The organism is Xanthomonas sp. CFBP 8151 (assembly GCF_011761885.1).
Taxonomy (GTDB): domain Bacteria; phylum Pseudomonadota; class Gammaproteobacteria; order Xanthomonadales; family Xanthomonadaceae; genus Xanthomonas; species Xanthomonas arboricola_B.
On record NZ_JAASQZ010000004.1, the window covers coordinates 1 to 22,953 of the forward strand.

15 protein-coding genes are annotated in these 22,953 nt (G+C 65.4%); 8 read left to right on the forward strand and 7 right to left on the reverse strand.

Features of this window, described 5'->3' with window-relative positions:
• Window positions 1-270 precede the first annotated feature (270 nt).
• The 3 genes from mutM to FHT08_RS16875 all read left to right on the forward strand — a co-directional run bounded on the left by mutM (window position 271) and on the right by FHT08_RS16875 (window position 4,044).
• Entirely contained in the window at window positions 271-1,086 is an 816-nt protein-coding gene (mutM, locus tag FHT08_RS16865; protein ID WP_166775917.1) for a bifunctional DNA-formamidopyrimidine glycosylase/DNA-(apurinic or apyrimidinic site) lyase, read from the forward strand.
• A 184-nt stretch (window positions 1,087-1,270) separates the two neighbouring features.
• Window positions 1,271-2,374 carry a DUF4380 domain-containing protein gene (locus FHT08_RS16870; protein WP_166775919.1) on the forward strand — a complete coding sequence of 368 codons (1,104 nt, stop codon included), beginning with the start codon at window positions 1,271-1,273 and terminating at the stop codon, window positions 2,372-2,374.
• 68 nt (window positions 2,375-2,442) lie between these two features.
• Window positions 2,443-4,044 carry a glucan biosynthesis protein D gene (locus FHT08_RS16875; protein WP_166775921.1) on the forward strand — a complete coding sequence of 534 codons (1,602 nt, stop codon included), beginning with the start codon at window positions 2,443-2,445 and terminating at the stop codon, window positions 4,042-4,044.
• A gap of 147 nt (window positions 4,045-4,191) precedes the next feature.
• Here the strand turns inward: FHT08_RS16875 and FHT08_RS16880 are convergent, their stop codons facing one another.
• Window positions 4,192-5,436: a GAF domain-containing sensor histidine kinase gene (locus FHT08_RS16880; protein WP_104537763.1), complete on the reverse strand. Its 1,245-nt coding sequence runs from the start codon at window positions 5,434-5,436 to the stop codon at window positions 4,192-4,194.
• 224 nt (window positions 5,437-5,660) lie between these two features.
• Window positions 5,661-6,305, reverse strand: a complete 645-nt coding sequence (locus FHT08_RS16885) for a thymidine kinase (RefSeq protein ID WP_104607414.1) — start codon at window positions 6,303-6,305, stop codon at window positions 5,661-5,663.
• Window positions 6,306-6,418: 113 nt separating this feature from the next.
• On the opposite strand from FHT08_RS16885, the gene rep reads away from it, so the two are divergent.
• From rep to FHT08_RS16900, 3 genes are all read left to right on the forward strand, one after another.
• Window positions 6,419-8,395, forward strand: coding sequence for a DNA helicase Rep (gene rep, locus FHT08_RS16890; protein ID WP_166775923.1), 1,977 nt, complete (start codon window positions 6,419-6,421; stop codon window positions 8,393-8,395).
• Between the two features lie 62 nt (window positions 8,396-8,457).
• On the forward strand, window positions 8,458-9,048 hold the full coding sequence (locus tag FHT08_RS16895) for a GNAT family N-acetyltransferase (protein WP_166775925.1): 591 nt from the start codon (window positions 8,458-8,460) through the stop codon (window positions 9,046-9,048).
• A 154-nt stretch (window positions 9,049-9,202) separates the two neighbouring features.
• Window positions 9,203-10,237, forward strand: coding sequence for a DUF4272 domain-containing protein (locus FHT08_RS16900; RefSeq protein WP_166775927.1), 1,035 nt, complete (start codon window positions 9,203-9,205; stop codon window positions 10,235-10,237).
• Between the two features lie 132 nt (window positions 10,238-10,369).
• On the opposite strand, the gene FHT08_RS16905 is transcribed toward FHT08_RS16900, so the two are convergent.
• Window positions 10,370-11,041: a YceH family protein gene (locus FHT08_RS16905; protein WP_166775928.1), complete on the reverse strand. Its 672-nt coding sequence runs from the start codon at window positions 11,039-11,041 to the stop codon at window positions 10,370-10,372.
• A 291-nt stretch (window positions 11,042-11,332) separates the two neighbouring features.
• Here FHT08_RS16905 and FHT08_RS16910 point away from each other — a divergent pair, with 291 nt between their 5' ends.
• Window positions 11,333-12,298 carry a 5'-nucleotidase, lipoprotein e(P4) family gene (locus tag FHT08_RS16910; RefSeq protein WP_166775930.1) on the forward strand — a complete coding sequence of 322 codons (966 nt, stop codon included), beginning with the start codon at window positions 11,333-11,335 and terminating at the stop codon, window positions 12,296-12,298.
• Complete coding sequence (pyrF, locus tag FHT08_RS16915) at window positions 12,295-13,026, forward strand: orotidine-5'-phosphate decarboxylase (protein WP_166775932.1); 732 nt, start codon at window positions 12,295-12,297, stop codon at window positions 13,024-13,026. Before FHT08_RS16910 ends, pyrF begins: the two co-directional genes overlap by 4 nt.
• A 238-nt stretch (window positions 13,027-13,264) precedes the next feature.
• On the opposite strand, the gene FHT08_RS16920 is transcribed toward pyrF, so the two are convergent.
• The 4 genes from FHT08_RS16920 to FHT08_RS16935 all read right to left on the reverse strand — a co-directional run bounded on the left by FHT08_RS16920 (window position 13,265) and on the right by FHT08_RS16935 (window position 22,585).
• On the reverse strand, window positions 13,265-14,785 hold the full coding sequence (locus FHT08_RS16920; protein ID WP_166775934.1) for a tryptophan halogenase family protein: 1,521 nt from the start codon (window positions 14,783-14,785) through the stop codon (window positions 13,265-13,267).
• A 230-nt stretch (window positions 14,786-15,015) separates the two neighbouring features.
• The gene (locus tag FHT08_RS16925; protein ID WP_166775936.1) at window positions 15,016-18,048 is read right to left on the reverse strand and encodes a TonB-dependent receptor; all 3,033 of its coding nucleotides are present in this window, start codon (window positions 18,046-18,048) and stop codon (window positions 15,016-15,018) included.
• A gap of 323 nt (window positions 18,049-18,371) precedes the next feature.
• The gene (locus FHT08_RS16930) at window positions 18,372-21,398 is read right to left on the reverse strand and encodes a TonB-dependent receptor (protein WP_166775938.1); all 3,027 of its coding nucleotides are present in this window, start codon (window positions 21,396-21,398) and stop codon (window positions 18,372-18,374) included.
• A 134-nt stretch (window positions 21,399-21,532) separates the two neighbouring features.
• Window positions 21,533-22,585, reverse strand: coding sequence for a LacI family DNA-binding transcriptional regulator (locus tag FHT08_RS16935; RefSeq protein ID WP_104537774.1), 1,053 nt, complete (start codon window positions 22,583-22,585; stop codon window positions 21,533-21,535).
• Window positions 22,586-22,953: the final 368 nt, after the last annotated feature.

Genomic DNA, 22,953 nt, shown 5'->3' on the forward strand with positions numbered 1-22,953 from the left:
GTGGCTCAAGCCATGCGAGAGTAGGTCATCGCCAGGGGCTTTACCCGAAACCCTCAGTCCAACAGGACTGGGGGTTTCTTTTTTGCGCGACATTTGGCTGCGAAAAACCACATCAAAGGCCAAATGTCCTAACCTCACTACAGGTCTCGGATGCCCAAAGCGCACGCCCGGTACCGCAACGCCGCTGGGGCGACGAGCTGGATTTACTGCCGTTGGCCACCATATTGACCGGTGCCGGCGCACCGCCGGCCTGGCCGATTGGAGACCTGCATGCCCGAGCTGCCCGAAGTCGAAACCACCTTGCGTGGACTGGCTCCGCATCTGGTCGGCCAACGCATCCATGGCGTCATCCTGCGACGCCCCGACCTGCGCTGGCCCATCCCAGAACAGATCGAGCGCTTGTTGCCCGGTGCGACCATCACCGATGTACGTCGCCGGGCCAAATACCTGTTGATCGATACCGATGCCGGCGGCAGCGCCCTGCTGCATCTTGGAATGTCCGGAAGTCTGCGCGTATTACCCGGCGATACGCCGCCGCGAGCGCACGATCATGTGGATATCAGCCTGCAGAATGGCCGTGTCCTGCGCTTCAACGATCCGCGTCGGTTCGGTTGCCTGCTATGGCAGAACAATGCACACGTGCATGATCTGCTGGCAGCACTTGGCCCGGAACCATTATCGGATACATTTACTGGCGATTATCTGCATGCGCTGGCGCGTGGCCGGCGCGCGGCGGTGAAAACCTTTCTGATGGATCAGGCCGTTGTCGTCGGCGTGGGAAACATCTATGCGGCAGAAAGCCTGCATCGTGCGGGAATCAGCCCATTACGCGAAGCCGGGAAGGTGTCATTGGAACGTTATCGGCGCCTGGCCACAGCAGTGAAAGATATCCTCGGCTACGCCATCCAGCGCGGCGGAACCACGCTGCGTGATTTCATCAGCCCGGACGGGGCGCCCGGTTACTTCGAGCAGGAACTCACGGTGTATGGGCGCGAGGGTGAAACCTGCAAGCAGTGTGGACGTGTGTTGAAACACGCCACGATCGGGCAACGCGCGACGGTGTGGTGCAGCAATTGCCAGCGTTGAATGCCGGCCACGTGACCCACACTGATCGAAACACCAACCTCCAGTTCTGGATCAGTGACGACCGCTGGCCAGTAGCCCTCGGATAACAGCAAACGGCGCGCTTGGAGCCGCAGTGGCCGATTGCTTGATGGTGCGTTGCCGTGCATCGCGCCACAATCGTGACGTCCTGCGATTGGAGTCGTCCATGCCTGCGTCACTGCGTTACTTTATGCCGATCATGCTTGTGGGTGCATCAGCGTTGCCGCTGGCAACAGGCGCATGCGCGGATGAGCTTGCGTCCAACACCAAACCTGCAGTTGAGCGCATCCAGTTGCACAACGGGGTTGTTGAACTCAGTGCTACGCCCGCGTTCGGTGGGCGCGTGCTGTCCTTCAATTTGCGTGGACACCCCAACGTGTTGAAGACGGGTGAGGCGGTTGATCAGCAGCCCGCGCCAGAAGTATCCGCGACTGCCGGCGATATCCCGTACCTCGGCCACGATGTCTGGGTGGGGCCGCAGAGTCAGTGGTGGATGCACCAACAGGTCAACCCGACACGCAAGGCGGCCACCGCGGTTTGGCCACCGGATCCGTATCTGTCGTTGGCAACCACACGTGCAGTCACACGTAGTGGCGATCAACTGATCCTGGAAGGCGTGCCTAGTCCAGTCACCGGCGTGCAGCTACGCAAGCGGGTGGCTCTTGCATCCACGCGTGCCGATACCGTCGAGGTGGAAGCAATCGCTCGGAATATTCGCAAGGAGTCGATCGCCTGGGATCTGTGGTTCAACACGCGGGTCGCGGCGGGCACGCGTGTATTCGTACCGGTGGCCAATGCAGCTGATGTCCGTGTTCAGCCGCCGACCGAGGCCGGCACGGTTGCGCCGACCTACCGGCATCAAGGCGGTGTGTTTGCATTGCGTGCCGATGCACGACAGGACGGGCTGATTCAGCGCGGCAAAGTGTTGTTGCAGCCTTCGGCAGGCTGGATGGCGGGGTTTGCGGGCGACCAGGTGCTGGTGATCCGCTTTGCGCATCAGCCGCTGTCTGCGATCCATCCGGAGCAAGGGCAGGTGGAGCTGTACCTGGACGCGCCGCCGCAGCACCCCGAGCGCGGACTGCTGGAAATGGAAGTGCACGCACCGTACCGGCAGCTGGCGCCGGGCGAGCGCATGCAGGCGAGCGAGCAATGGACCTTGCTGCGCTACACCGGACCCGACGCGCAGCAGGCGCAACAACAGTTCCTGTGCAGCAAGGCGCAGGAGCTGCAGCTGACCAATGCGTGTGCGCCTTCGTCTGCGGCGCCCTGACCTGCGCATTCACCTGCGTGCCGCGCTGTGGCTATGATGGCGGCCATTCCCTGAGCAGACCGATGCGCATGCAACGACGCCACTTCCTGAAGAATGCCGCCGCCGCATTGGCCGCGCTCGGTTTGCCGGCGCTGCCGCAGTGGGCGTTGGCGGCCAAGGCCGTTGGTCTGCGTCGCCTGGGGCAGCCGCAACCATTCGACTATGGCTGGCTCAAGGGGCAGGCGCGTGCGTTGGCCACGGCGCCTTACAAGAGCCATAAGCAGCTGCTTCCGGGGTCGTTGGAAGCGTTGAACTGGGATCAGTACCAGTCGATCCGCTACCGCCAGGACCATGCGCTATGGGCCGACGGCAATGGCAAGTTCCAGGCGAAGTTCTTCCATCTGGGGCTGTATTTCCACACCCCTGTGCACATCTACGACATCGTCGACGGCCAGGCGCAGCAGCTGGCCTACGACCCGGCGGCGTTCGATTACGGCAGCAGCGGGCTGGGCGGCAAGCAGTTGCCCAAGGACCTGGGCTTCGCCGGCTTCCGTCTCAACACGCGCAAGGACACCGATCGCGATTTCTCGGCCTTCCTGGGTGCGAGCTATTTCCGTGCGGTCGGCAAGGAAGGCCAGTACGGGCAGTCGGCGCGCGGGCTGGCGATCGATACCGGCACCGGCGGGCCGGAGGAGTTCCCGGACTTCATCGCCTATTACCTGGAACAGCCGGCCGACGATTCGAACACCGTGGTGGTGTACGGGCTACTGGACTCGCCCAGCGTTGCCGGCGCGTATCGTTTCGCCATCACCAATGGCGAGGTGCTGGTGATGGAGATCGACAGCGCGCTCTACCCGCGCAAGACCATCGAACGGCTGGGCATCGGTCCGTGCACCAGCATGTATCAGGTCGGCGAAAACGATCGCCGCATGGACTGGGACTGGCGGCCGGAAATCCACGACACCGATGGCCTGGCGATGTGGACCGGCGGCGGCGAGTGGATCTGGCGGCCGTTGTGCAACCCGCCGCAGCTGCGCTTCAACATGTTCGTCGATGAGAACCCGCGCGGGTTCGGCCTGCTGCAGCGCGATCGCAACTTCGACCATTACCAGGACGACGGCGTGTTCTACGAGAAGCGCCCCTGCCTGTGGGTGGAACCCAAGAGCGGCTGGGGCAAGGGCTCGGTACAGCTGGTCGAGATTCCGACCGTGGACGAAACCTTCGACAACATCGTGGCGTTCTGGAATCCGCAGGAAAAGCCGCAGCCGGGGCAGGAGTTGCTGATGGGGTACCGGTTGTATTGGGGCGCGCATCCGCCGGCCAGCTCGCCGCTGGCGCATTGCGTGGCCACCCGCACCGGCCTGGGCGGCATCGTCGGGCAGAAGCGCAGCCACTTTTCGTGGCGGTTTGCGGTGGATTTCGCCGGAGGCGAGCTGACCGCGTTGACCAAGGACCCGAAAGCCAAGGTCGAGGCCATCATCCAGGTGTCGCGTGGCAGCACCGAGATCGTGTCCGCGCGTCCGCTGCATGAGCTCAAGGGCTATCGGGCGATGTTCGATCTGGTGCCGCCGGATGACGGTACCCAGCAGATCGACATCCGTCTGTTCCTGCGCGCCAACGGCAAGCCGCTGACCGAAACCTGGCTGTACCAGTGGACGCCGCCACCGGCGAGCGAGCGCAAGGTCTACTAGCGCACAGGCACGTCGCGCGCCCGATAAGGTGCGCGATTGTCAGGCAGGTGCGGATGTTGCAGTGACGACAGGCCGCGGATTTCGAATGTCGAGCGTGGCTGCGTTGCAGCCGCATAGTCGATGATGCGTCGCCCAGGCGCCGCGGACTCAGGCCGACGTCGAGCTGTTGACCAACTGCATGCGCGCACGCGGGCGCACGCAGGCCAGATCCACCCGGAAGCAGGTGCCGTCCTTGTCGCTGAGGATACGCAGTTCGCCCTGATGGGCGCGGGCGATCTGGGCGGCCATATGCAGGCCCAGATCCACTTCGGGCAAGGCGCGTCCGCCGGTATGCACGTGGGTGGAGGCGTGCAGCACGTCGAGCCGGCGCGGATCGATCCCGTCCAGATTGCAGACCTCGATGCGCAGGCGGCCCTGCTCGGTGACCGCGATTGCCTTGATCAGCGAGCTCTGTTGTCCCTGCACCACGGCGTTGATCATCAGGCTGCCGAACATCTGCGCCAGGCGCACCGCATCGCCATGCACCGGTTCGTCGATGGCCACATGCGTGGACAGCACCTGGTTCGGGTACGCGGCACGGGTTTCGTCCACAACCTGGGACAAGGCATCGAGTAGATCGCTGCCATTGCCGTAATCCAGCTGCAGCCAGTCGCGTTCAATACCGTGCGCGAAATCGCTGGCGAAGTCGATCAGTTCTTCCATGCGCCGCAGGCTGCGCTGCATCGACCGGATCGCACCGCCCTGGCGTTGGTTGAGCGGGTCGATCGCCAGCATGTCCACCACCGCATGCATGGACTGCAGCGGGTTGCGCAGATCATGGCCAAGGATGCCGATGAATTCTTCGCGCAGGCGGGCGGAGGCGCCGATACGCCCCAGCTCGCGGCGCGCACGCCGCGATTCCTGCGCGCTCTCTTCGGCGCGTTGTTCGGCCTGGATCTGCGCTGCCAGCAGTTGCGCTAGCAGCTCGACCTTTTCCACCATCGGCGCATCCATGACGCGCGGCAGGGGGTCCAGCGCGCACAAGGTGCCGAACACGCTGCCGTCGTCGAACTTGATCGGCACCGAGACATAGCTTTCGAAGCCGTACAGCTGCGGCGTGGGGTGGTCGCGGAAGACCGGGTGCTCGGAGGCATGGCCGAACCACAACGCGTTGCCCTGGGTGCGCACGCTGTCGCAGAAGGTGGTGACCAGGGGCAGCTCGTCACCCGGCGCCAGGCCGAACGACAGGTCGTCACGGACCTGGCAGGTGATCCAGCGCGTATCGGTCACGCGCGCAACGGCAGCGAACCCCATGCCGGTCAGACGGGTGAGAATGGTCAGGACATCGGGCACCGACGATAGCCGGCCAACGCGCGCGACATCTGCGCGTAACTCGGGGGGAAGCGGATCCATGGGTGCCTCCCGACAAGTGGATGGTCGCCATTTTACAGGACTGCCGTGCCCCTGGTTGCGCGTGGACCGCTGCAACGGCATGGCAACGATACGCTTGTTGCTGTGTGGCGGACATACGGCCGATAGCAAATGCCCGCAAGGGTTAGTGACGCATCACAAGCAGCATGCCGGAACCGCGTGCTGGCGAGATTGCGGCTGAATTCTTCAGCCGGTCACCACGCGGGTTACCTGTCCGACGAGCCCGCTGGCGGCAGCGGCAGCGCGATCTGCAGCGGGTCGATGCGGCCTTCGCCACGCATGATCTTCTTGAACTCGGCGCGGCTGACCGACACGTAGCGTTCGTTGCCGCCGATCTCCACCTGCGGGCCGTCCTGCACCGCGTGCCCCTGTGCGTCCACGCGCACGGTCATGGTGGCCTTGCTGCCGCTGTGGCAGATGGTCTTGATCTCCTCCAGCTCGTCGGCCCAGGCCAGCAGAAACTGGCTGCCCTCGAACAGCTCGCCGCGGAAGTCGGTGCGCAGGCCGTAACACAGCACCGGAACACGCAGACGGTCGACCACCTCGCTCAGCTGCCAGACCTGGCCACGGTTGAGGAACTGCGCTTCGTCTACCAGCACGCAATGCAGCGCGCCCTCGGCCTGGATGTCGCGTTCGATCAGCTGCTGCAACTCGGTGCCGCGATCGAAGGTGCGCCCGTCCGCGCGCAGGCCGATCCGCGAGGCCACCACGCCGCTGCCGGCGCGGTGATCGAGCTTGGGCGTGAGGATCAAGGTGCGCATGCCGCGTTCGCGGTAGTTGTGCGCCGACTGCAGCAAGGTGGTGGTCTTGCCGGCATTCATTGCCGAGTAGTAGAAGTAGAGCTTGGCCATCGGTGGATTTTAGCGGGCCGGGCGGCTTGCGGTGACAGCCATCTGCATGAACCGGCGGCGCAGGCCTGCCCGACGCGGCGCCGGTACAATGGCCTGCTCTGTTGGAAGCCTCTATGCACGGTCTCAATCCCCCGCAAAGCGCCGCAGTGCTGCACTGCGAAGGTCCCTTGTTGGTGCTGGCCGGTGCCGGCAGCGGCAAGACGCGCGTGATCGTGGAGAAGATCGCGCACCTGATCGCCACTGGCCGCTACCCGGCCAAGCGCATCGCGGCGATCACCTTTACCAACAAGTCGGCCAAGGAAATGCGCGAGCGTGTGGCCAAGCGCATCCGTGGCGATGGCGCCGATGGCCTGACCATCTGCACCTTCCACGCGCTGGGACTGAAGTTCCTGCAGATCGAGCACGCCGCTGCCGGCTTGAAGCGCGGCTTTTCGATCTTCGATTCCGACGATGCCGCCGCCCAGATCAAGGACCTGATGCACGGCGCCAAGCCCGATGCGATCGAGGATGCCAAGAACCTGATTTCGCGCGCCAAGAATGCCGGCCTGTCCCCCGAGCAGGCGATGGCGGCGGCACGCAGCAATCGCGAAAAGGAAGCCGCCAGCCTGTACGAGCGCTATCAGGCGCGGCTGACCACCTTCAACGCGGTGGACTTCGACGATCTGATCCGCCTGCCTGTGCAGATCCTGGAGGCCAACGAAGAGATCGTGATGGGCTGGCGCGAGCGCATCGGCTACCTGCTGGTGGACGAGTGCCAGGACACCAACGATGCACAGTACCGCCTGCTGAAAATGCTGGCCGGGCCGCGCGGCAACTTCACCTGCGTGGGCGACGACGATCAGAGCATCTACGCCTGGCGGGGTGCCAATCCGGAAAACCTGCAGCAGATGGGGCGCGATTATCCGGCGCTGCAAATCATCAAGCTGGAACAGAACTACCGTTGCTCCAACCGCGTGCTGCGTGCGGCCAATGCCTTGATCGCACACAACCCGCACGAGCACTTGAAGACGCTGTGGAGCGACCAGGCCGACGGCGAGCGCATCCGTGTGTGGGAATGCCGCGACAGCGAGCACGAAGCGGAAAAGGTTGCCGCCGAGATCTCGTTCCTGGGTACCGCCAAGCAGGTGCCGTGGAGCGATTTCTGCATCCTGTTCCGCGGCAATTTTCAATCGCGGCCGCTGGAAAAAGCGCTGCAGCTGCTGCGCGTGCCGTATCACCTGACCGGTGGCACCGCGTTTTTGGAGCGGCAGGAAGTCAAGGACGTGCTGTCGTGGCTGCGGCTGATCGTCAATCCCGAAGATGACGCGGCGTTTTTGCGCGCAGTGCAGTCGCCCAAGCGCGAGGTCGGTGCGACCTCGCTGGCGCGGTTGGCCGAGCTTGCCAGTGCGAAGGCGGTACCGATGTCGCGCGCGGCCGAGTCGATGGGCGCGCTGCAGCATCTGCCGCCGCGTGCGGCCAATGGCCTGAGTGCGTTCACCGATATCCTGCGCGATATGCGCGAGCATTCGGCCAGGCTGCCGGCGGGGGAACTGGTACGCATGCTGGCCGACAGATCCGGCCTGCTCAACGACCTGCGCAATCAATCCAAGGACGAAACCGGCTTCCAGCGCCGCAAGCGCAACCTCGACGAGCTGGCCGAGTGGTTCGAAGGCGGGCCGCGTGGCGCAAGTGCCAGCGATCTGGCCGCGCAGCTGGCGCTGCTGTCGCGCAACGACAAGGACGACGGCGGCAACCAGGTGCGCATGATGACCATGCACGCCTCCAAGGGCCTGGAATTCCGTTACGTATTCATCGTCGGCTGCGAAGACGGCGTGCTGCCGCATGAAGTGAGCCTGGAAGAAGGCAACCTGCAGGAAGAACGCCGCCTGCTGTATGTAGGCATCACCCGTGCCAAAGAGCAGCTGTGGATGAGCCACAGCAAACTGACGCGCAAATTCGGCGAGCACGTGCGGCTCAAGCCCAGCCGCTTCTTCGACGAGATCCCGGCCGAAGAATTGCAGCGCGATGGCGCCGACCCGGTGGCCGATGCCGAGCGCAAGAAAGAGCGCGCCAGCGCGGGATTGGCGGCGATCCAGGCGTTGTTCGACTAGCGGTTGTTGCGTGCGCACGGGCTTGCCAGCGCCACGCCTGCACGGCAGTCTGGTTGGCCCTGATGCCGGAGTGCGCCGTGACTGTCGTGATCGAAACCCCGCGTTTGCGCCTGCGTACGTTGGATCCCGAGCGCGATGCCGACGCGGTGCTGACGCTGGTCAACGACCCCGGCTTCATCGCCGGCATCAACGATCGCGGTGTGCGCACCCGCGAGCAGGCGCGTGATCATCTGCGTGAGTGGGCGCAGGCGCACCAGGAAAGATACGGCTTTGCGCACTGGGCGGTGGAAACGCGCGCCGAAGGGACGTTTGCCGGCACATTGGGGTTGTTGTGCCGCGACACCTTGCCGGTGCCGCATATCGGCTTTGCATTGCTGCCCGAGCATCGCGGCAAGGGCTATGTCAGCGAAGCCGGGCGCGCGGTGCTGGACCATGCGCGCGCTGTGCTGGGGTTGCCGCAGCTGTGCGCGATCGTGTCGCCGGACAATGCCGATTCGATTCGCGCACTGGAAAAACTCGGATTGCAGCGGCAAGGCCTGCGCATGTTGAGCCAGGAGGCCGATCCGGTGCTGTATTACACGATCGCGCTCGCTCCGGCCGACATGGACAGCCGGGCAGGCCTGCGGCACCCTGGCGACGACGCTCACCGCTGAATGCGGCCGACACAACGCAGCAAACAATCGTCAGCGCCGTATGGGGGCGCGGAAGCACGCGGTGGGCGAACGGCGCAGGAGACTGCGGCCATCACCGCACCTGCCTGGCGATGAGCGCAGTCGTTGTGTCGCTCGCCCCAACAAGGACACTCGCATGCCATTGCTGGTCAACGCCTATTCCACGTTGCGCGACCCCGTGTGGCCGGATTTCCTGCCGCGCACCGCCGTGCAGCACCGCGACCACACCGATCCGGAACTGGCCACGCATCTGCATGGCTTCGTCGGCTACGTGAATCAGGCCGGCGACGGCCAGATGACCCAGTCGCGCTATCACCTGATGCGGCACGTGCAGCGGGTGCGCCAGCACTTCAGCTTCGAAGTTGACGATGCGGCGTTCGGGGAATTGGCGCAGTGGGCCGAGCAGGCCAACGCGGTGTGTTTCCTGGCCGACGGCAGCGTGCGCGATCCGCACGGGCGGGTGCTGATCAGCCAGGGCGAGCCGGCGATCGATGAGCAGGCGCAGGTGCCGTATCCGCCGGATGCGTTGCAGCGGCGTGCGCAGCAACTTGCGCAGCTGACCGCGCAAGGCATCCGCGTGCCACCCAGCCTGCCGCCGGTGCCTGGCGAGGCCGAAGCGCGGGTGCGCGATGCGGCGGCGGTGACGCAGCGCATGCTGGCGTTGTTTGCGGTGGCCTTGCGCGCGGAGATGCTGGCGGCCGGCGATACGCCACCCGCATTGGAAGACATGGACGCCCGCCTGCCCGGCGTGGCGGCGGCACTGTCGCCGCAGGAGCGGGCCTTTTTTGGTCAACCCGCGCCGGAGCCGCAGCAGCTCGCCAACTTCGGCTGGCGCTACGAGAGCCTGGCCGTGCTGCAGTGGGCCCTGGGGCTGGCCGAGGCGCTGCCGGAGCCGACCGACCTGTGCGATGTGCCCCTGGCTGCCCAGCGCGCGCTGGAGCATGCCGAAGCCGCAACGCGGCCGTCGCTGACGCTACGGCCGGTGCCCGAACTGCTGGATGCGCTGGACCGGCAGTTGCGCCTGCATTGGGCGGTGCGCCAGGCCGGCCAGAGCGAGCAACCGCCACCGGCCGGCATCGTGCCGGGCGTGGTCTACGAGCGTCATTACACCCTCAACTGGCTGCTGCACTTCGAAGACGCCGACTGGGACGAGGTGGATACGCCGACCTGAGCGGGTCGGTCGCAGCCTGCGCCGTCACTGCGCGGCAAGCGCGTCGTCTGGCGGTCTGGCCGCTCGTTGTGCGCTTTGCGCTCCGCGCAGGCGTCGATGTGAAGCGGGCATCTCCATGAGCGAACCGTCGCGCTAGGCGCCAGCCGCCTCCAGGCGCGCCTGCACGGCGGCTAGCGCATCCTGCAGATCGGCGACGGTGGCTTCCAGCGTTTGTACGCGCGCTTCCAGCGCGCTGCTGTCGGCGTTGCTGCGGGGGCCTGGCGCAGCAGCGCGTGCCGCCGCGGCCTGCAACGCCTCCACATCCAGCTCGCCGCTGAGCAGATGCGCATAGCGCTCTTCGCGCTGGCCGCTGGCACGCGGCAGTTGCACCGCCAGGCCGCGCTGGATCAGCCGGTCCAGATGGTGGCGTACGTCGTCGGCATCGTTGAAGCGCGCCAGCCGCTCGCTGCGCGCGAACAGCTCGCCCAGCGTCTGCGGGCCGCGCAGCAGCAACAGACCGATCAGGGCCACCTGCTGGCGGGTCAGGTCCAGCACGCTGCCCAGCCGGTGCTCGTAACGCTCGGCGCGCGAGGAGAACTGTTGGCGGACCAGCCCCAGGGTTTCGAGTTGACGCAGGGCGTGATGCACCACGCCGGTCTGCAGGTTCAGCACCGGCTCGCGTGCGGTCTTCTGGTTGGCGGCTACCTGCGCGGCGTTGACCGTGAGCGGATACGCATCCGGCGTGGTCGCCTCTTTTTCGATCAGGCAGCCGAGCACGCGGGCCTGGGCGGTATCGAGGACGGGCGGGGAAGGTGCATCTGTCATGGGGGCGACTCCGGGCAATCAGCGCACAAGGATATGCCGATCCTGCGTCGGCATTGTTCCGGCTGCGATCCCGCGCGGGCGTCCAGATCGGCAGCGGCATCGAAGACGCCGTCAGGCGCCGAGACTGTCGTGGCAGGCGCACGAGGCACTCATGCATCGCCAGGAAATCCCACGGTGGCGATCTCGCCGTGCGTGCGCAGGCGCCACTGCCCGCAGCAGTGTCGTGTGCCGGAGCGGGCGGTACGGCGCGAACCCGCTAAAATCGCGGCCTTCATTGCCGCTCCTGTCCTGGTGGATGCCATGCGCCCCTCGCTTTACGCCCCGTTGTCCCTGCTCGCCTGCACCGCGCTGGCCCTGAGCGCCTGCAAACCCGGCGACAAGGAGCCGGCGCAGCGCGCGCAGGACGCCGCCGTGTCCGCCAATGCGGCCGCCGGCGCCGCCGCAGCCAGGACTGCTACGCCGCCCGTAGCCGCCACCGCGCTGGCCGGCGACGACAACCTCAACGCGGTGCTGTGGATGCAGCGCTCGGAGGAATACCGCGCGGTGGCCGAGCAGACCTACCGCGCCGCTGCCGACAAACTGGACGCCGCACTCAAGCAGCCCAACTGGGACGCGCTGGTGCCCGAAGAACGCGGCAATGCCGCCACCGGGCTGAAGCCGGCGGTGGTGCTGGACGTGGACGAGACGGTGCTGGACAACTCGCCCTACCAGGCGCGCCTGCTGCGCGACGGCAAGGAATACGACGAGCTGAGTTGGGACCAGTGGGTGGCCGAGAAGAAGGCCACCGCGATCCCGGGCGTGGTGGATTTCGCCAAGGCCGCCAACGCCCGCGGCATCACCCTGATCTATATCTCCAACCGCGCCGTGCACCTCAAGGACGCCACGCTGGCCAACCTGCGCAGCGTCGGGCTGCCGGTGGCCGATGACAGCGTGTTTCTGGGCCTGGGCACGGTGGTCGAAGGCTGCGAGCAGAACGGCAGCGAGAAAAACTGCCGCCGCCAGCTGGCCGGGCAAAAGTACCGCGTGCTGATGCAGTTCGGCGACCAGCTGGGCGACTTTGTGCAAGTCACCGCCAACACCAGCCAGGCGCGTGGCGCGTTGCTGCAGCAATATCACGACTGGTTCGGCGAGCGCTGGTGGATGCTGCCCAACCCCAGCTACGGCGGCTGGGAGCCGGCGCAGTTCAACAACGACTTCAGCCAGCCCTGGCAGCAGCGCCACGACGCCAAGCGCGCCGCGCTGGAGGTGGCCCGATGAGCCGCGCACCATTGCCGCTGGCCGCGCACGAGCGGCTGATCTTCGCGCTGGATGTGCCCAGCCATGACGAGGCGATCGCCTGGGTCGACCGCCTCGGCGAGTCGGTGTCTTTCTACAAGATCGGCATGGAGCTGCTGGCCTCCGGCGAGTATTTCCACGTGCTCGATGCGCTGGCTAAGCGCGAAAAACGCGTGTTCGTCGACCTGAAATTCTTCGACATCCCCGCCACCGTGGCCGGCACCATCCGCCGCTTGGCGCAGTGGCCGGTGAGCTATTGCACCGTGCACGGCTGGCACGCGGGCATGCTGCAGGCCGCCGCCGAGGCCAACCACGGCGACATGCGCCTATTGGCGGTGACCGTGCTGACCTCGATGGGCCGGCCGGACCTGGCCGCGATGGGCATCGACCGCGAACCGGTGGAGGTGGTGGTGGAGCGCGCGCTGGCCGCCCAGGCCGCCGGCATCGATGGAGTGATCGCCTCCGGCCAGGAAGCCGGCCCGATCCGCCGCGCCACCGGCCCGGCCTTTTCGATCGTCTGCCCCGGCATCCGCCCCGGCGGCCCGGTCGGCGACGACCAGCAGCGCACCGTGGGCGTGGCGCAGGCGTTCAACGACGGCGCCGATGCCATCGTGGTCGGCCGCCCGATTCGCCTGGCTGCCGATCCGGCGGCGGCGGCGAATGCGATCCAGGCCGAGATTCGTATGGCATTGGCGCAGCGCCAGGCGTAGTGGAGGCGCTTGATGGGATCCGCTGGCTAATAAAATCAATAAGTTAATTCGGTAGAATTAAAGTGTTGCTTTAACGTTAAGGGCTGCGTACGATGCCCTCGTCCGATGTCAGTCGGAAGCTGTGCCACTCATTGTCCACCGGGCTTGTCCCGGTTTTCGAAGGGATCGGGCCTTGTGCCCGATCCTTTTTTTTGCCCGCCGATCGGCGCGTGCGGAGACTGCGGCGTCGAGCCATCGCTCAACGCGGCGCCGCTGCCTTGCAGTAGCGATCGATGAACTGCTGGTGGGTCGGCATGACGTCAACGCAGTGGCCGATGGTCTGCGCGATGCTGGCCAGGAAGCGTTCGGCATCATGGTCGGGCACCTGATCCACCAGCGGGTGATAGCCCTGCGGCAGCACGCCCTGGCCCACCATCACCTGCACCCAGCTGATCTCGGCGAACATTTCCTCGGCATTGCGGTAGAAGCGCCCGCTGTCGCGGAACAGGTCCAGGGTGAACTGCAGCTCCGGGGTGATCGGCATGGTGCGGCAGTGGCGCCAGAACGCGCTGTCGTCGCGTTCGGTGGCGTGGTAATGCAGCACCAGGAAATCGCGGATGCGGTCGAACTCGAACGCCAGCCGGTCGTTGTAGCGCTGCACCAACACCGGGCTGATGCCCTCGCGCGGGAACAGCTCCAGCAGCCTGGAAATGCCTGCCTGGATCAGATGGATGCTGGTCGACTCCAGCGGCTCCAGAAAGCCGCTCGCCAGGCCCAGCGCCACCACATTGCGGTTCCAGAACTGCTTGCGCCGCCCGGTGGTGAAGCGCAGCGGGCGCGGATCGCCCAGCGCTTTGCCATCCAGGTTGGCGAGCAGCGTGGCGGCGGCTTCGTCGTCGCTGATGTGCGCGCTGGAATACACATAGCCGTTGCCGGTGCGGTGCTGCAGCGGGATGCGCCACTGCCAGCCGGCCGCGCGCGCGGTGGAGCGCGTGTACGGGGTGGGCGGGCCGACGTTTTCGCACGGCACCGCCAGTGCGCGATCGCAGGGCAGCCAATGAGTGAAGTCGTGATAGCCGGTGTGCAGGGCTTCTTCGATCAACAGCCCACGAAAGCCGGAGCAGTCGATGAACAGGTCGCCGCCGACGACCTGCCCGGAGGCCAGCTGCAGCGCTTGCACGTGGCCGCTGTCCGCATGCAGCTGAACCTGTTCGACCAGGCCTTCGATACGCTTGACGCCGCGCTGTTCCGAATAACTGCGCAAAAAGCGCGCGTAGTGCGAGGCATCGAAGTGGTACGCGTAGGCGATGTTGGCCAGCGGCGAATTGGCTGGCACATCGCCGGCCGAGGTCATGAACTTGCCGCGCACGGCGGCCACGGTATTGAGCGTGTACGCACCCAGCGGTTGCGCCTTGCCGCGCAGGTGTTGCTTGATCCAGTACTGATGGAACGGCAGCAGCCCGAGCGGATGCCCGATCTGGGTGCCGAAGCCGTGGATGTACGAGGTGCCGGGCCGCTGCCAGTCGACGAACTCGATGCCGAGCTTGAAGCTGCCCTGGGTCTGTCGCACGAACTCGGCCTCATCGATGCCGAGCAGATTGTTGAAGGCCTTGATGTGCGGCACGGTGGCCTCGCCGACACCGACGGTGCCGAGCTGCTCGGATTCGATCAGCTGCACGTTGAAGCCGGGGCCGAGCACGCGCGCGAAGGCGGCGGCCGCCATCCAGCCGGCGGTGCCACCGCCGACGATGACGATGTTGCGAAGCGGAGCGGGGATCATGGAAGTCCGGTCCTCAAAAGAAAAAAAGCCACTGACAAAACGTCTGCGCGCACTGCCTGGCGGTTGCAACCGGTGCGACATGCAGCACCATTTGCATGCGTTGACGCATCCACCTGACGACTGCTCATTACGTTGTGTCAGCCGCTCCAGAAGCTGATAGGCGAACGGGGCCAATCGGCCCCGTTCGAATCACGCGCATCCAAGCGTATGCGCGTGCAGGTTACGTTGGATCAGAACTTTGCGCCCACCTCGAAGATCACGCTGCGTGGCACGTAGCTGATCTCGCCGTTGTTGACAACGGTGATATCCGGGTCAAGCCGCCCATTGCTGCCGAAGCTGTTGTACTCGTACTGGGTGAAGTTCTTGAAGTCGAACGCGTTGAGCACGTTGACCCGAGCGGTCAGCTTGAAGTCGCCAGCCACGGTGAAGTCCTTGGTTGCCTGCAGATCGACGGTGCGATAGCCCCAGATCTTGCCGCCCAGCAGGAACTTGCCGTTGCCCGGCGGGACGACGCCGACCTGCTGGCAGGTGCCGCCATCGGGATCGGTGAAGCCGTAGCAGGCGATCGTGTTGATCGGCTCGGGCGTGGCCAACACTAGCTTGGCGCCGAAGGTGACGCCCCACGGACCATCCAGCGAGCCGGAAGCCACGAAGCGATGCGCAGAGGCCGCATCGGACTTCACGAACGGGTAGTCGCGGATGGTGGCCTTGTCGAACGCAAACGGCTCGTCGATGTTGCGGTTCTGGCGCGCGCTGGTATGCGTGTACGCCAGGTTCAAGCCCCAACCCGATTCCTTGGTGTACGGCTTTTCGGCCGATAGCAGTACCTGGCTGCTGCGCTGCTCCAGACCGTTGTCACCGATGATCGTATTGCGATAGCCGGGCACCGGCTCGCCCCACGGTACGCCACCGTTGGCATCGAAATACGCGCCGTTCGGATAGCGGTTGACCAGGCTCATCACCAGGCCGTCGTAAGACAGGATGCGCTGGAAGGTGACATCGGTCAGCCAGTCGCCGACCTGGTTGCTGATGCCGATGCTGTACTGGTCGCTGTACGGGGTCTTGAGCTTGTTCTTGAACATGAAAAGCTCGGAGCTGTCGTTGGTGCCATCGATCGTATTGAGCTGATCGATACCGTTGAGAAACGCCGGATTCCATGGGGCGCAGACACGGTCGTCGCGGAAGCAGCCCTGGCCGCTGGCGGCATCGCTGAAGTACACCACCACCGGTGACAGCGCGGCCTTGACCGATTCCAGCGCCAGCTGTTCGAACAGATTGCGGTCGTAGGAACGACCGGCGCCGCCGTGGATCACCGCCGCCTCATCGCCGAACAGGTCGTACGAGAAACCCAGACGCGGCGCCCAGGCATCCTTGAAGTTCTTGCGGTTGTTGCCGGTACTGATGTAATCGGCCACGTTGACGCCGCTGGGCAGCAGGCGGTTGGCCCACGGCTGACCGGGGTTTTCCGGATCGTCGGAATACAGCGCATCCACGAACGGCTGCGAGGTCACGAAGTCGGTGTAGGCCGGGGTGTCTTCGTAGTCGTAGCGCACGCCGATGTTGATCATCAGCTTGTCGGTGGCGGCCCAGTCGTCCTGCAGATAGATGCCGTACTGCTTGGACGGCGATTCGACCACCGGCAGCTGGCCGGGATTGTCGAACGCGCGGATATAGCGCACCTGGAACGGCACCGGCGCCACGCCGTTCTGGCCGACTTCGTAGCTGAATTGCGGATTGAGCGAGCTGGATTCGCGCGAGGTCAGCTTGATGTCGCGGTAGGTCACACCGGTCTTGATGGTGTGCTCGCCGTGCCACTCCAGCGCATTGAAGGTCAGGTCGTTCTGGAACGACCAGCCCTTCTGGCTGCGCAGTTTGAAGTCTTCGCCGCTGGCGGCGCCGGTATTGAGAAACACCCACTGGCGCGGGTCGGCCTGGGTGCGATCGATGTAGGTGTAGATCGAACCATTGCCCACGCCGCGCGGCGTCGGCAGATTGCGCGAATCCTCGGTGGTGAGGATGGCTTCGTTGAACCAGCCATCGGCACTGTGCTGCCAACGCAGGCTGGTGCGCTTGTCCTTGTTGACCTTGTCCACGGCGCGGTCGGGCGCGTTCTGGCCGCCCACGTTGCTGACCTGGGTTTCGTCGCGGTACTGCGTGGCCAATTCGATACGATCGTTGTCGGTCGGTTCGAAGTCGATCTTGCCGAAGTACAGGTCCTCGCTGAACGGCATGTTCGACGCGCCGTATTGATCGCGCAGGTTCGACGGCAACAGCCCGATGAAGGGTGTCGCTTCGGCACTGGGCTGCACGCTCTTGGGCGCGACGTTGTCCTTGCCTTCGTAGGCGAAGAAGAAATGCATGCGGTCCTGGATCAGCGGTCCGCCGATCGCAAACCCGTATTCCTTGGTCTGCGAATCGACCTTGCCGTCGGCTTCGTCCGGGCGCTCTTTACGCAGGTCCTGATTGGTGAAGCGGTAGAACGCCTCGCCGTGGAACTCGTTGGTGCCGGACTTGGTTGCCGCAGTGATGGCCGCGCCGCTGATCTGGCCGTACTCGGCCTTGTAGTTGGAGGTAATGACCTTGTATTCGCCGATCGCCAACTGCGGGAACGGATTGCCCTGGGTCTCGTCCTGGCCGGCAATGCCGCCGCCGGAGACGTAGCTCTTCTGGCTCACGCCATCGATGTACAGATTGCTGGAGCTGGCGTTGGACGCACCGCCGCGCAACTTGGTGTTGCCGTCCTGGTCGATGGTGAACACCATGCCCGGCACGGTGTCGGCAAATTCCAGGAAGTTACGCGTGGCCTGCGGCAGCTGCTGGATCTGGCGCAACGACACGGTGTTGCCCACTTCCGAAGTTTTCACGTCGCGAATCATCGGCGCGCTGACCGTCACCGTGTCCAGCGTGGTCGCATCGCCGGCCGGCGATGCCGCCGCCTCCGTGCCGAGATCGACGGTGGCGCTGGAGGCCACCGACAGGGTCACCGTGCGGCTGGCACCGTTGGATTCAACCTTGTAGGTGCCCGGCTGCAAACCGACGATGGTGTAGTTGCCGTTGGCATTGACCGGTGCGCGTCGCACCGAGCCGGTGGCGAGGTTGGTGACGACGACCTCGCTGCCGCTTTGCGCGGACGCGACCTGGCCGCGCAACGTGGCGTTGCTGGACTGGGCCATGGCCGGGGTGGTGGCGAACAACGAGGCAGCCAGGGCGCAGCACAACAGGCTACGTGCGGGCAGGGTGGAGACGGTGCGGTGATTCTTCATGACTTTCCCCCTCCCAGGGGTAAAGCGCGAACCAGTGAAGTGACTGGCGCGTCAGGTTGGTGCTTGGTGTGGACGGAACGGGTACAGCGGCAACAGACAGCAGAGACTGCAAACACAACAAAAAACGATCGCGAAGGAAGCGTGTCGCCTGCAGCATCGCTCGCATCAAGCATTGCGCTGCGTGGACACACTGCCGATAAGCAAACTGCATGAAACCTGCAGGCGGCCCCTCCCCGGTGCAATGGGGCCGTGCAGTGATCGACGACTGGTTTGGCAACCAATGGCATCCGGCGCCGAGGCACCGGGCGTCGCCCAGCCAGCCGTTACCAGATGATGCGGGCGCTCATGAACAAGGTCCGTGGCGGAGTGGACATCGCGCCGTACTGGTTGATGCTCACGCGCGGGTCGTACGTGCCGGCGCTGCCCCAGTCGATGCTGTACTGATCGTAGTTGCGGAAGTTCAGCGCATTGATCAGATCGCCGCGCACCTGCACCGTCACCGCATCGGTGATGTGCATGTCCTTGGACAACGACAGGTCCAGCTGGCGGGTGCCGAAGATGTCGCCGCCGGCGATGAACTTGCCGCCGGGCGCATCCACCGAGACCACGCGGATGTTGTCCGAACTCGGGCCGCCGTACTGGTCGTAAGAGATCGCCTCGTTGCGCGGCGGCACCGTGGCCAGGGTCAGCTTGGCCGAGCCGCTGATGCCCCAGAACAGGTCGTAGATGCCGGTGAGCACCAGGCGGTGGCGCGGCACCGCGTTGAGGTCCAGGAACGGATAGTCGGCAATGGTGGCCGCATCGAATCCGTAGCGATCGTCGTTGCCGCGATTGCCGCGCGCGCGCGAGAAGGTGTACGCCGCGGTCAGGCCCCAGCCGCTTTCCTGCGTATAGGCCTTGTCCGCCGACAGCAGCAGCTGGCCGGTCTTGGTCTCCACGCCGTTGTTGCCGATGATCAGGTTGCCGAAGCCGCGGGGCGTCTGTCCGAATGCCTGGCCGCCGTTCTGGAAGAAATCGCCGTTGGCATAGCGGTTGCCCAGGGTGAAGATGAAACCGTCCTTGCTGTGGATGTAGGACACCGTGGCCGAGGTGTTCCAGTCGCCCAGCTGGGTACGCAGGCCCAGCGAATACTGGTCCGCATACGGCGTCTTCAGATCGTTGTTGAGCAGGTCGATTTCGCCGTTGCGCACGCGCGCATCGACCAGGTTGCCCAGGCTGTCGGGATTGCTCACATAGGTCGGATCGAAGGCGGTGCAGGTACCCGGCGCCGGGACGCAGTTGGTGGGCCCGGCAAAGCGGATCGTGTACTGCGCCAGCGCGGATTTGATCTGCTCCAGGCCCATCACGTCGAACAGGTTGCGGTCGTAGCTGCGGCCGGCACCGCCGAACAGCACCAGCGACTCGTCGCCACGGAAGTCGTAGGAAAAGCCCAGGCGTGGTGCGAAGTTGTTGTTGTCCTGTTTGCGATTGCGCCCGTTGCTGATGTAGTCGTTGATATCCACCCCGCCCTTGGCCAGCTGCTCGGCGTAGGTGGCGCTCACGGCCGGATCGGTGCCGGGGCCGTTCAAGGCCGCCACCACTTCCGGCGGGGTCACGTTGTCCAGGTACGAGGGAATCTTTTCGCCATCCCAGCGCACGCCAAGATTCAACTGCAGCTTGTCGTTGACGTCCCAATCGTCCTGGATGTACAGGCCCAGCTGCTTGCTGGTGGTGGTCACCGACGGTGCGGCACCGGCGAACGGCAGGTTGAAGCGCACCTGGTAGGGAATGGCCGAGGTGCCCGTGCCATCGCCCACCGCGTAGTAGAACGACGGGTTGGCCGCAGAGTTCTCGCTCTGGGTCAGCTCCACTTCCTTGTACTTCACGCCCATCTTGATGACGTGATTGCCGTGCCACTCGAGGTTGTTGAAGGTCAGATCGTTCTGGAAGCTGGGGCCTTTCTGGCCCTTGCGCTGGATCGCCAGGCCGCTGGTGGCGCCGTCGTTGAGCAGCACGTCGTCTTCGGCGATGCCGCGCGTGTACACGCTCTGGCTGCCCACGGTGTAGGCGGTAGGATTGAACAGGATGTCTTCATAAGACACGCGCGCTTCGTTGACGTAGCGCTCGCCGTAATGCTGCCAGCGCAGGTCGACGCGTTTTTCGGTGTTGAGGTTGATCTTGGAGGCGATCGCAGTGGTCTGGCCGCCGACGCTGTCGCGGCTTTCCTCGTCGCGGTACTTGCCGGTGAGCTCCAGGCGGTCGTTCTGGCCGACGTCCCAGTCGACCTTGCCGAAGTACAGGTCTTCGTTGAACGGACGGGTGACCGAGCCGAGCCGGCTCTGCACGCCGGCCGGCAGGTCGTCGCTGAGCGCGCTGAAGCGGTCGGGCACGGCGACCGGATCGGCCGAAACCTCGAAGCCCTTGCCTTCGTAGCTGAAGAAGAAATGCGCCTTGTCCTGCACGATCGGCCCGCTCAGCGCGAAGCCGTATTCGTCCTGGTGGGTCTTGCGCTTGCTGCCATCGGAGTTGGGCGCGCCGGCGCGTTCGTCGGGCTGGCGCGCGCGGAAATCGGTATTGCTGGTGCGCCCGAAGATCTCGCCGTGGAATTCATTGCCGCCGGACTTGGTCGAGGCCACGATCGCCGCCGAACCGACCTGGTCGAACTCGGCCTTGTAGTTGGAGGTGATGACCTTGTACTCGCCGATGGCCAGCTGCGGGAACGGGTTGCCCGCGCTCTGCTCCTGCCCGGACACGCCGCCGAACAGGTAGCTCTTCTGGCCGACGCCGTCGATGTACACGTTCACCGCCGAGCTGCCCTGCGCGCCGCCGCGGATCTGGCTGTTGCCGTTGGAGTTGGTCTCAAACTGCATGCCCGGCACGGTGTCGGCGAACTCCAGGAAGTTGCGCGTCAGCTGCGGCACCGTGCTGATCTGTTTCAGCGACACATTGGTGCCCACTTCGGAGGTCTTGACCTCCTGCAGCGTGGTGGCGGTGACCTGCACCGCGTCCAGCGTGGTGGCATCGCCGGCAGGCGCCGCCGCCGCGCCGCCCAGGTTCAAGGTGACCGACGAGGCCACCGACAGGGTCACGGTCTGCTCGCTGCCGGGGCCGGCGTCCACCTTGTAGGTGCCCGGCGGCAGGCCGACCAGCGCGTAGCTGCCGTCGGCACCGGTAGGCACGCGGCGGACGGCGCCGTTGGCGACATTGGTCGCGGTCACGGTGGTGCCGGCCTGTGCCGCGGCGACCTGGCCGCGCAAGGTGGCGTTGCTGGACTGGGCCATGGCGGGCGTGCTGGCCAGCAACGAGGCGGCCAGCGCACAGCACAACAGGCTGCGCGCTGGCAGGGTGGAGACGGTGCGGTAATTCTTCATGACTTTCCCCCTCCCAGGGGTAAAGCGCGACCCAGCGGAGTGACTGGCGCGTCGGTACGGCGTAAAGCGGAACAGCTGGCAACAACGGCAGGGACTGCAAGCAACACACGTGCGGCAACGCGCGGTGGCGCGTCTCAGGGGGGAGGCGCCGCACGCGGCGCGCTGGACGCGCGCACGATCAGTTCGGGAACCATCTCGGAAAACGCCGGCGGTACGGCGTCGGCGGGCGGGGCAGGCGCATCGATCAGTTGCTGACCCAGCAACAGCTGCAATGCACGTGCGCCCAGCCCGGCGATATCCACCCGCATGGTGGTCAGCGCCGGCAGCACGTAGCGCGCCATCGGCACGTCGTCGAAGCCGGCCAGCGCGATGTCCTGCGGCACCTTCAGCCCCGCATGGCCGAGCGCGAACAGGCAGCCCAGCGCCATCATGTCGTTGGCCGCGAACACCGCATCCGGGCGCGCGTCCTGCGCCAGCGTCTGGCCGGCGCGGTAGCCGGACTCTTCGTCGAAGTTGCCCGGCAGCACCCATGGCTGCGCCTGCGCATCCAGCGCCAGCTCGTCGCGGTAGCCGCGCAGACGCTCGTGCGCATCGAAGTTGTCGGCCGGCCCGGCGATGAAGGCGATGCGGCGGTGGCCGCTGTCGCGCAGATGTCGCGTCATCGTCCGCGCGCCGCCGTAGTTGTCCACGTTGAGCACCGGGCGCTGGCTGGCCGTGCCGGCGCAGTTGAGCAGCACCGCCGGCAGGCCGCCGGGCAGGGCGTCCTCATGCACGCCGGAGTCGCCCAGCGACGGCGACATCACCACCACCCCGTCCACGCGTCCGGGCAGGCGTTCCAGCGCCCGGCGCTGCGCCTGCGGGTCACCGTGCGAGCTGGACACCAGCAGGTGGTAGCCCTGCTCGCGCGCCACCTGGTCGATGCCGCGGATCAGTTCGGAAAAGAATTCGCCATGCAGGTCCGGCAACACCACCCCGATGGTGTGGGTGCGCCGGCTGCTGAGGCTGCGCGCGGCGTGATGCGGGATGTAATGCAGCGCACGGGCCACCTGCAGCACGCGCTCGCGCACCGACTCGGCCACATGCTGATGCCCATTCATGGTGCGCGAGACCGTCGCCACCGACACCTGCGCTTCGCGCGCGACGTCCTTGATGGTGACGCTACCGCCTTCGGAGCGTGGCCGACTCATGGCGAAACCTCCAGAACAATGCGGTATGCACCGCACGCCGGAAAGGGGCGCACGGTCCGCTGGCGCAGAACGTTCGTGTCACACGTGCACATGAATGACATCGGCCCCAACCGATGGCGACCTCAGAGCGAGATGGCGCGCACGCTAGCAGGAACTGCAAGCGCTTACATGATGCGCTGCAGCATTGGGCCAAACGCTGGTGGCACAAGGGCTTGCCAGCATCGTCTGGACAAGTTTGTCCGGAGGGGACAACGCCGGTCAACATCGGACACTGGACGGCAATATGCCCGGAACTACGAAAAACTAACGTTTTCAGAACCGTACCCGGGCGCACGGTGGTGGCGCGCCTTGCCGCCAACGCATTCAGA

What these genes read in the sequence shown, in the direction of transcription:
- rep (WP_166775923.1), top strand. Translation starts at nt 6,419, where the DNA reads ATGCACGGTCTCAATCCCCCGCAAAGCGCCGCAGTGCTGCACTGCGAA.
- FHT08_RS16900 (WP_166775927.1), top strand. Translation starts at nt 9,203, where the DNA reads ATGCCATTGCTGGTCAACGCCTATTCCACGTTGCGCGACCCCGTGTGG.
- FHT08_RS16935 (WP_104537774.1), bottom strand. Translation starts at nt 22,585, where the DNA reads ATGAGTCGGCCACGCTCCGAAGGCGGTAGCGTCACCATCAAGGACGTC.
- FHT08_RS16885 (WP_104607414.1), bottom strand. Translation starts at nt 6,305, where the DNA reads ATGGCCAAGCTCTACTTCTACTACTCGGCAATGAATGCCGGCAAGACC.
- FHT08_RS16930 (WP_166775938.1), bottom strand. Translation starts at nt 21,398, where the DNA reads ATGAAGAATTACCGCACCGTCTCCACCCTGCCAGCGCGCAGCCTGTTG.
- FHT08_RS16870 (WP_166775919.1), top strand. Translation starts at nt 1,271, where the DNA reads ATGCCTGCGTCACTGCGTTACTTTATGCCGATCATGCTTGTGGGTGCA.
- FHT08_RS16880 (WP_104537763.1), bottom strand. Translation starts at nt 5,436, where the DNA reads ATGGATCCGCTTCCCCCCGAGTTACGCGCAGATGTCGCGCGCGTTGGC.
- FHT08_RS16920 (WP_166775934.1), bottom strand. Translation starts at nt 14,785, where the DNA reads ATGATCCCCGCTCCGCTTCGCAACATCGTCATCGTCGGCGGTGGCACC.
- mutM (WP_166775917.1), top strand. Translation starts at nt 271, where the DNA reads ATGCCCGAGCTGCCCGAAGTCGAAACCACCTTGCGTGGACTGGCTCCG.
- FHT08_RS16925 (WP_166775936.1), bottom strand. Translation starts at nt 18,048, where the DNA reads ATGAAGAATCACCGCACCGTCTCCACCCTGCCCGCACGTAGCCTGTTG.
- FHT08_RS16875 (WP_166775921.1), top strand. Translation starts at nt 2,443, where the DNA reads ATGCAACGACGCCACTTCCTGAAGAATGCCGCCGCCGCATTGGCCGCG.
- FHT08_RS16895 (WP_166775925.1), top strand. Translation starts at nt 8,458, where the DNA reads ATGCCGGAGTGCGCCGTGACTGTCGTGATCGAAACCCCGCGTTTGCGC.
- FHT08_RS16905 (WP_166775928.1), bottom strand. Translation starts at nt 11,041, where the DNA reads ATGACAGATGCACCTTCCCCGCCCGTCCTCGATACCGCCCAGGCCCGC.
- pyrF (WP_166775932.1), top strand. Translation starts at nt 12,295, where the DNA reads ATGAGCCGCGCACCATTGCCGCTGGCCGCGCACGAGCGGCTGATCTTC.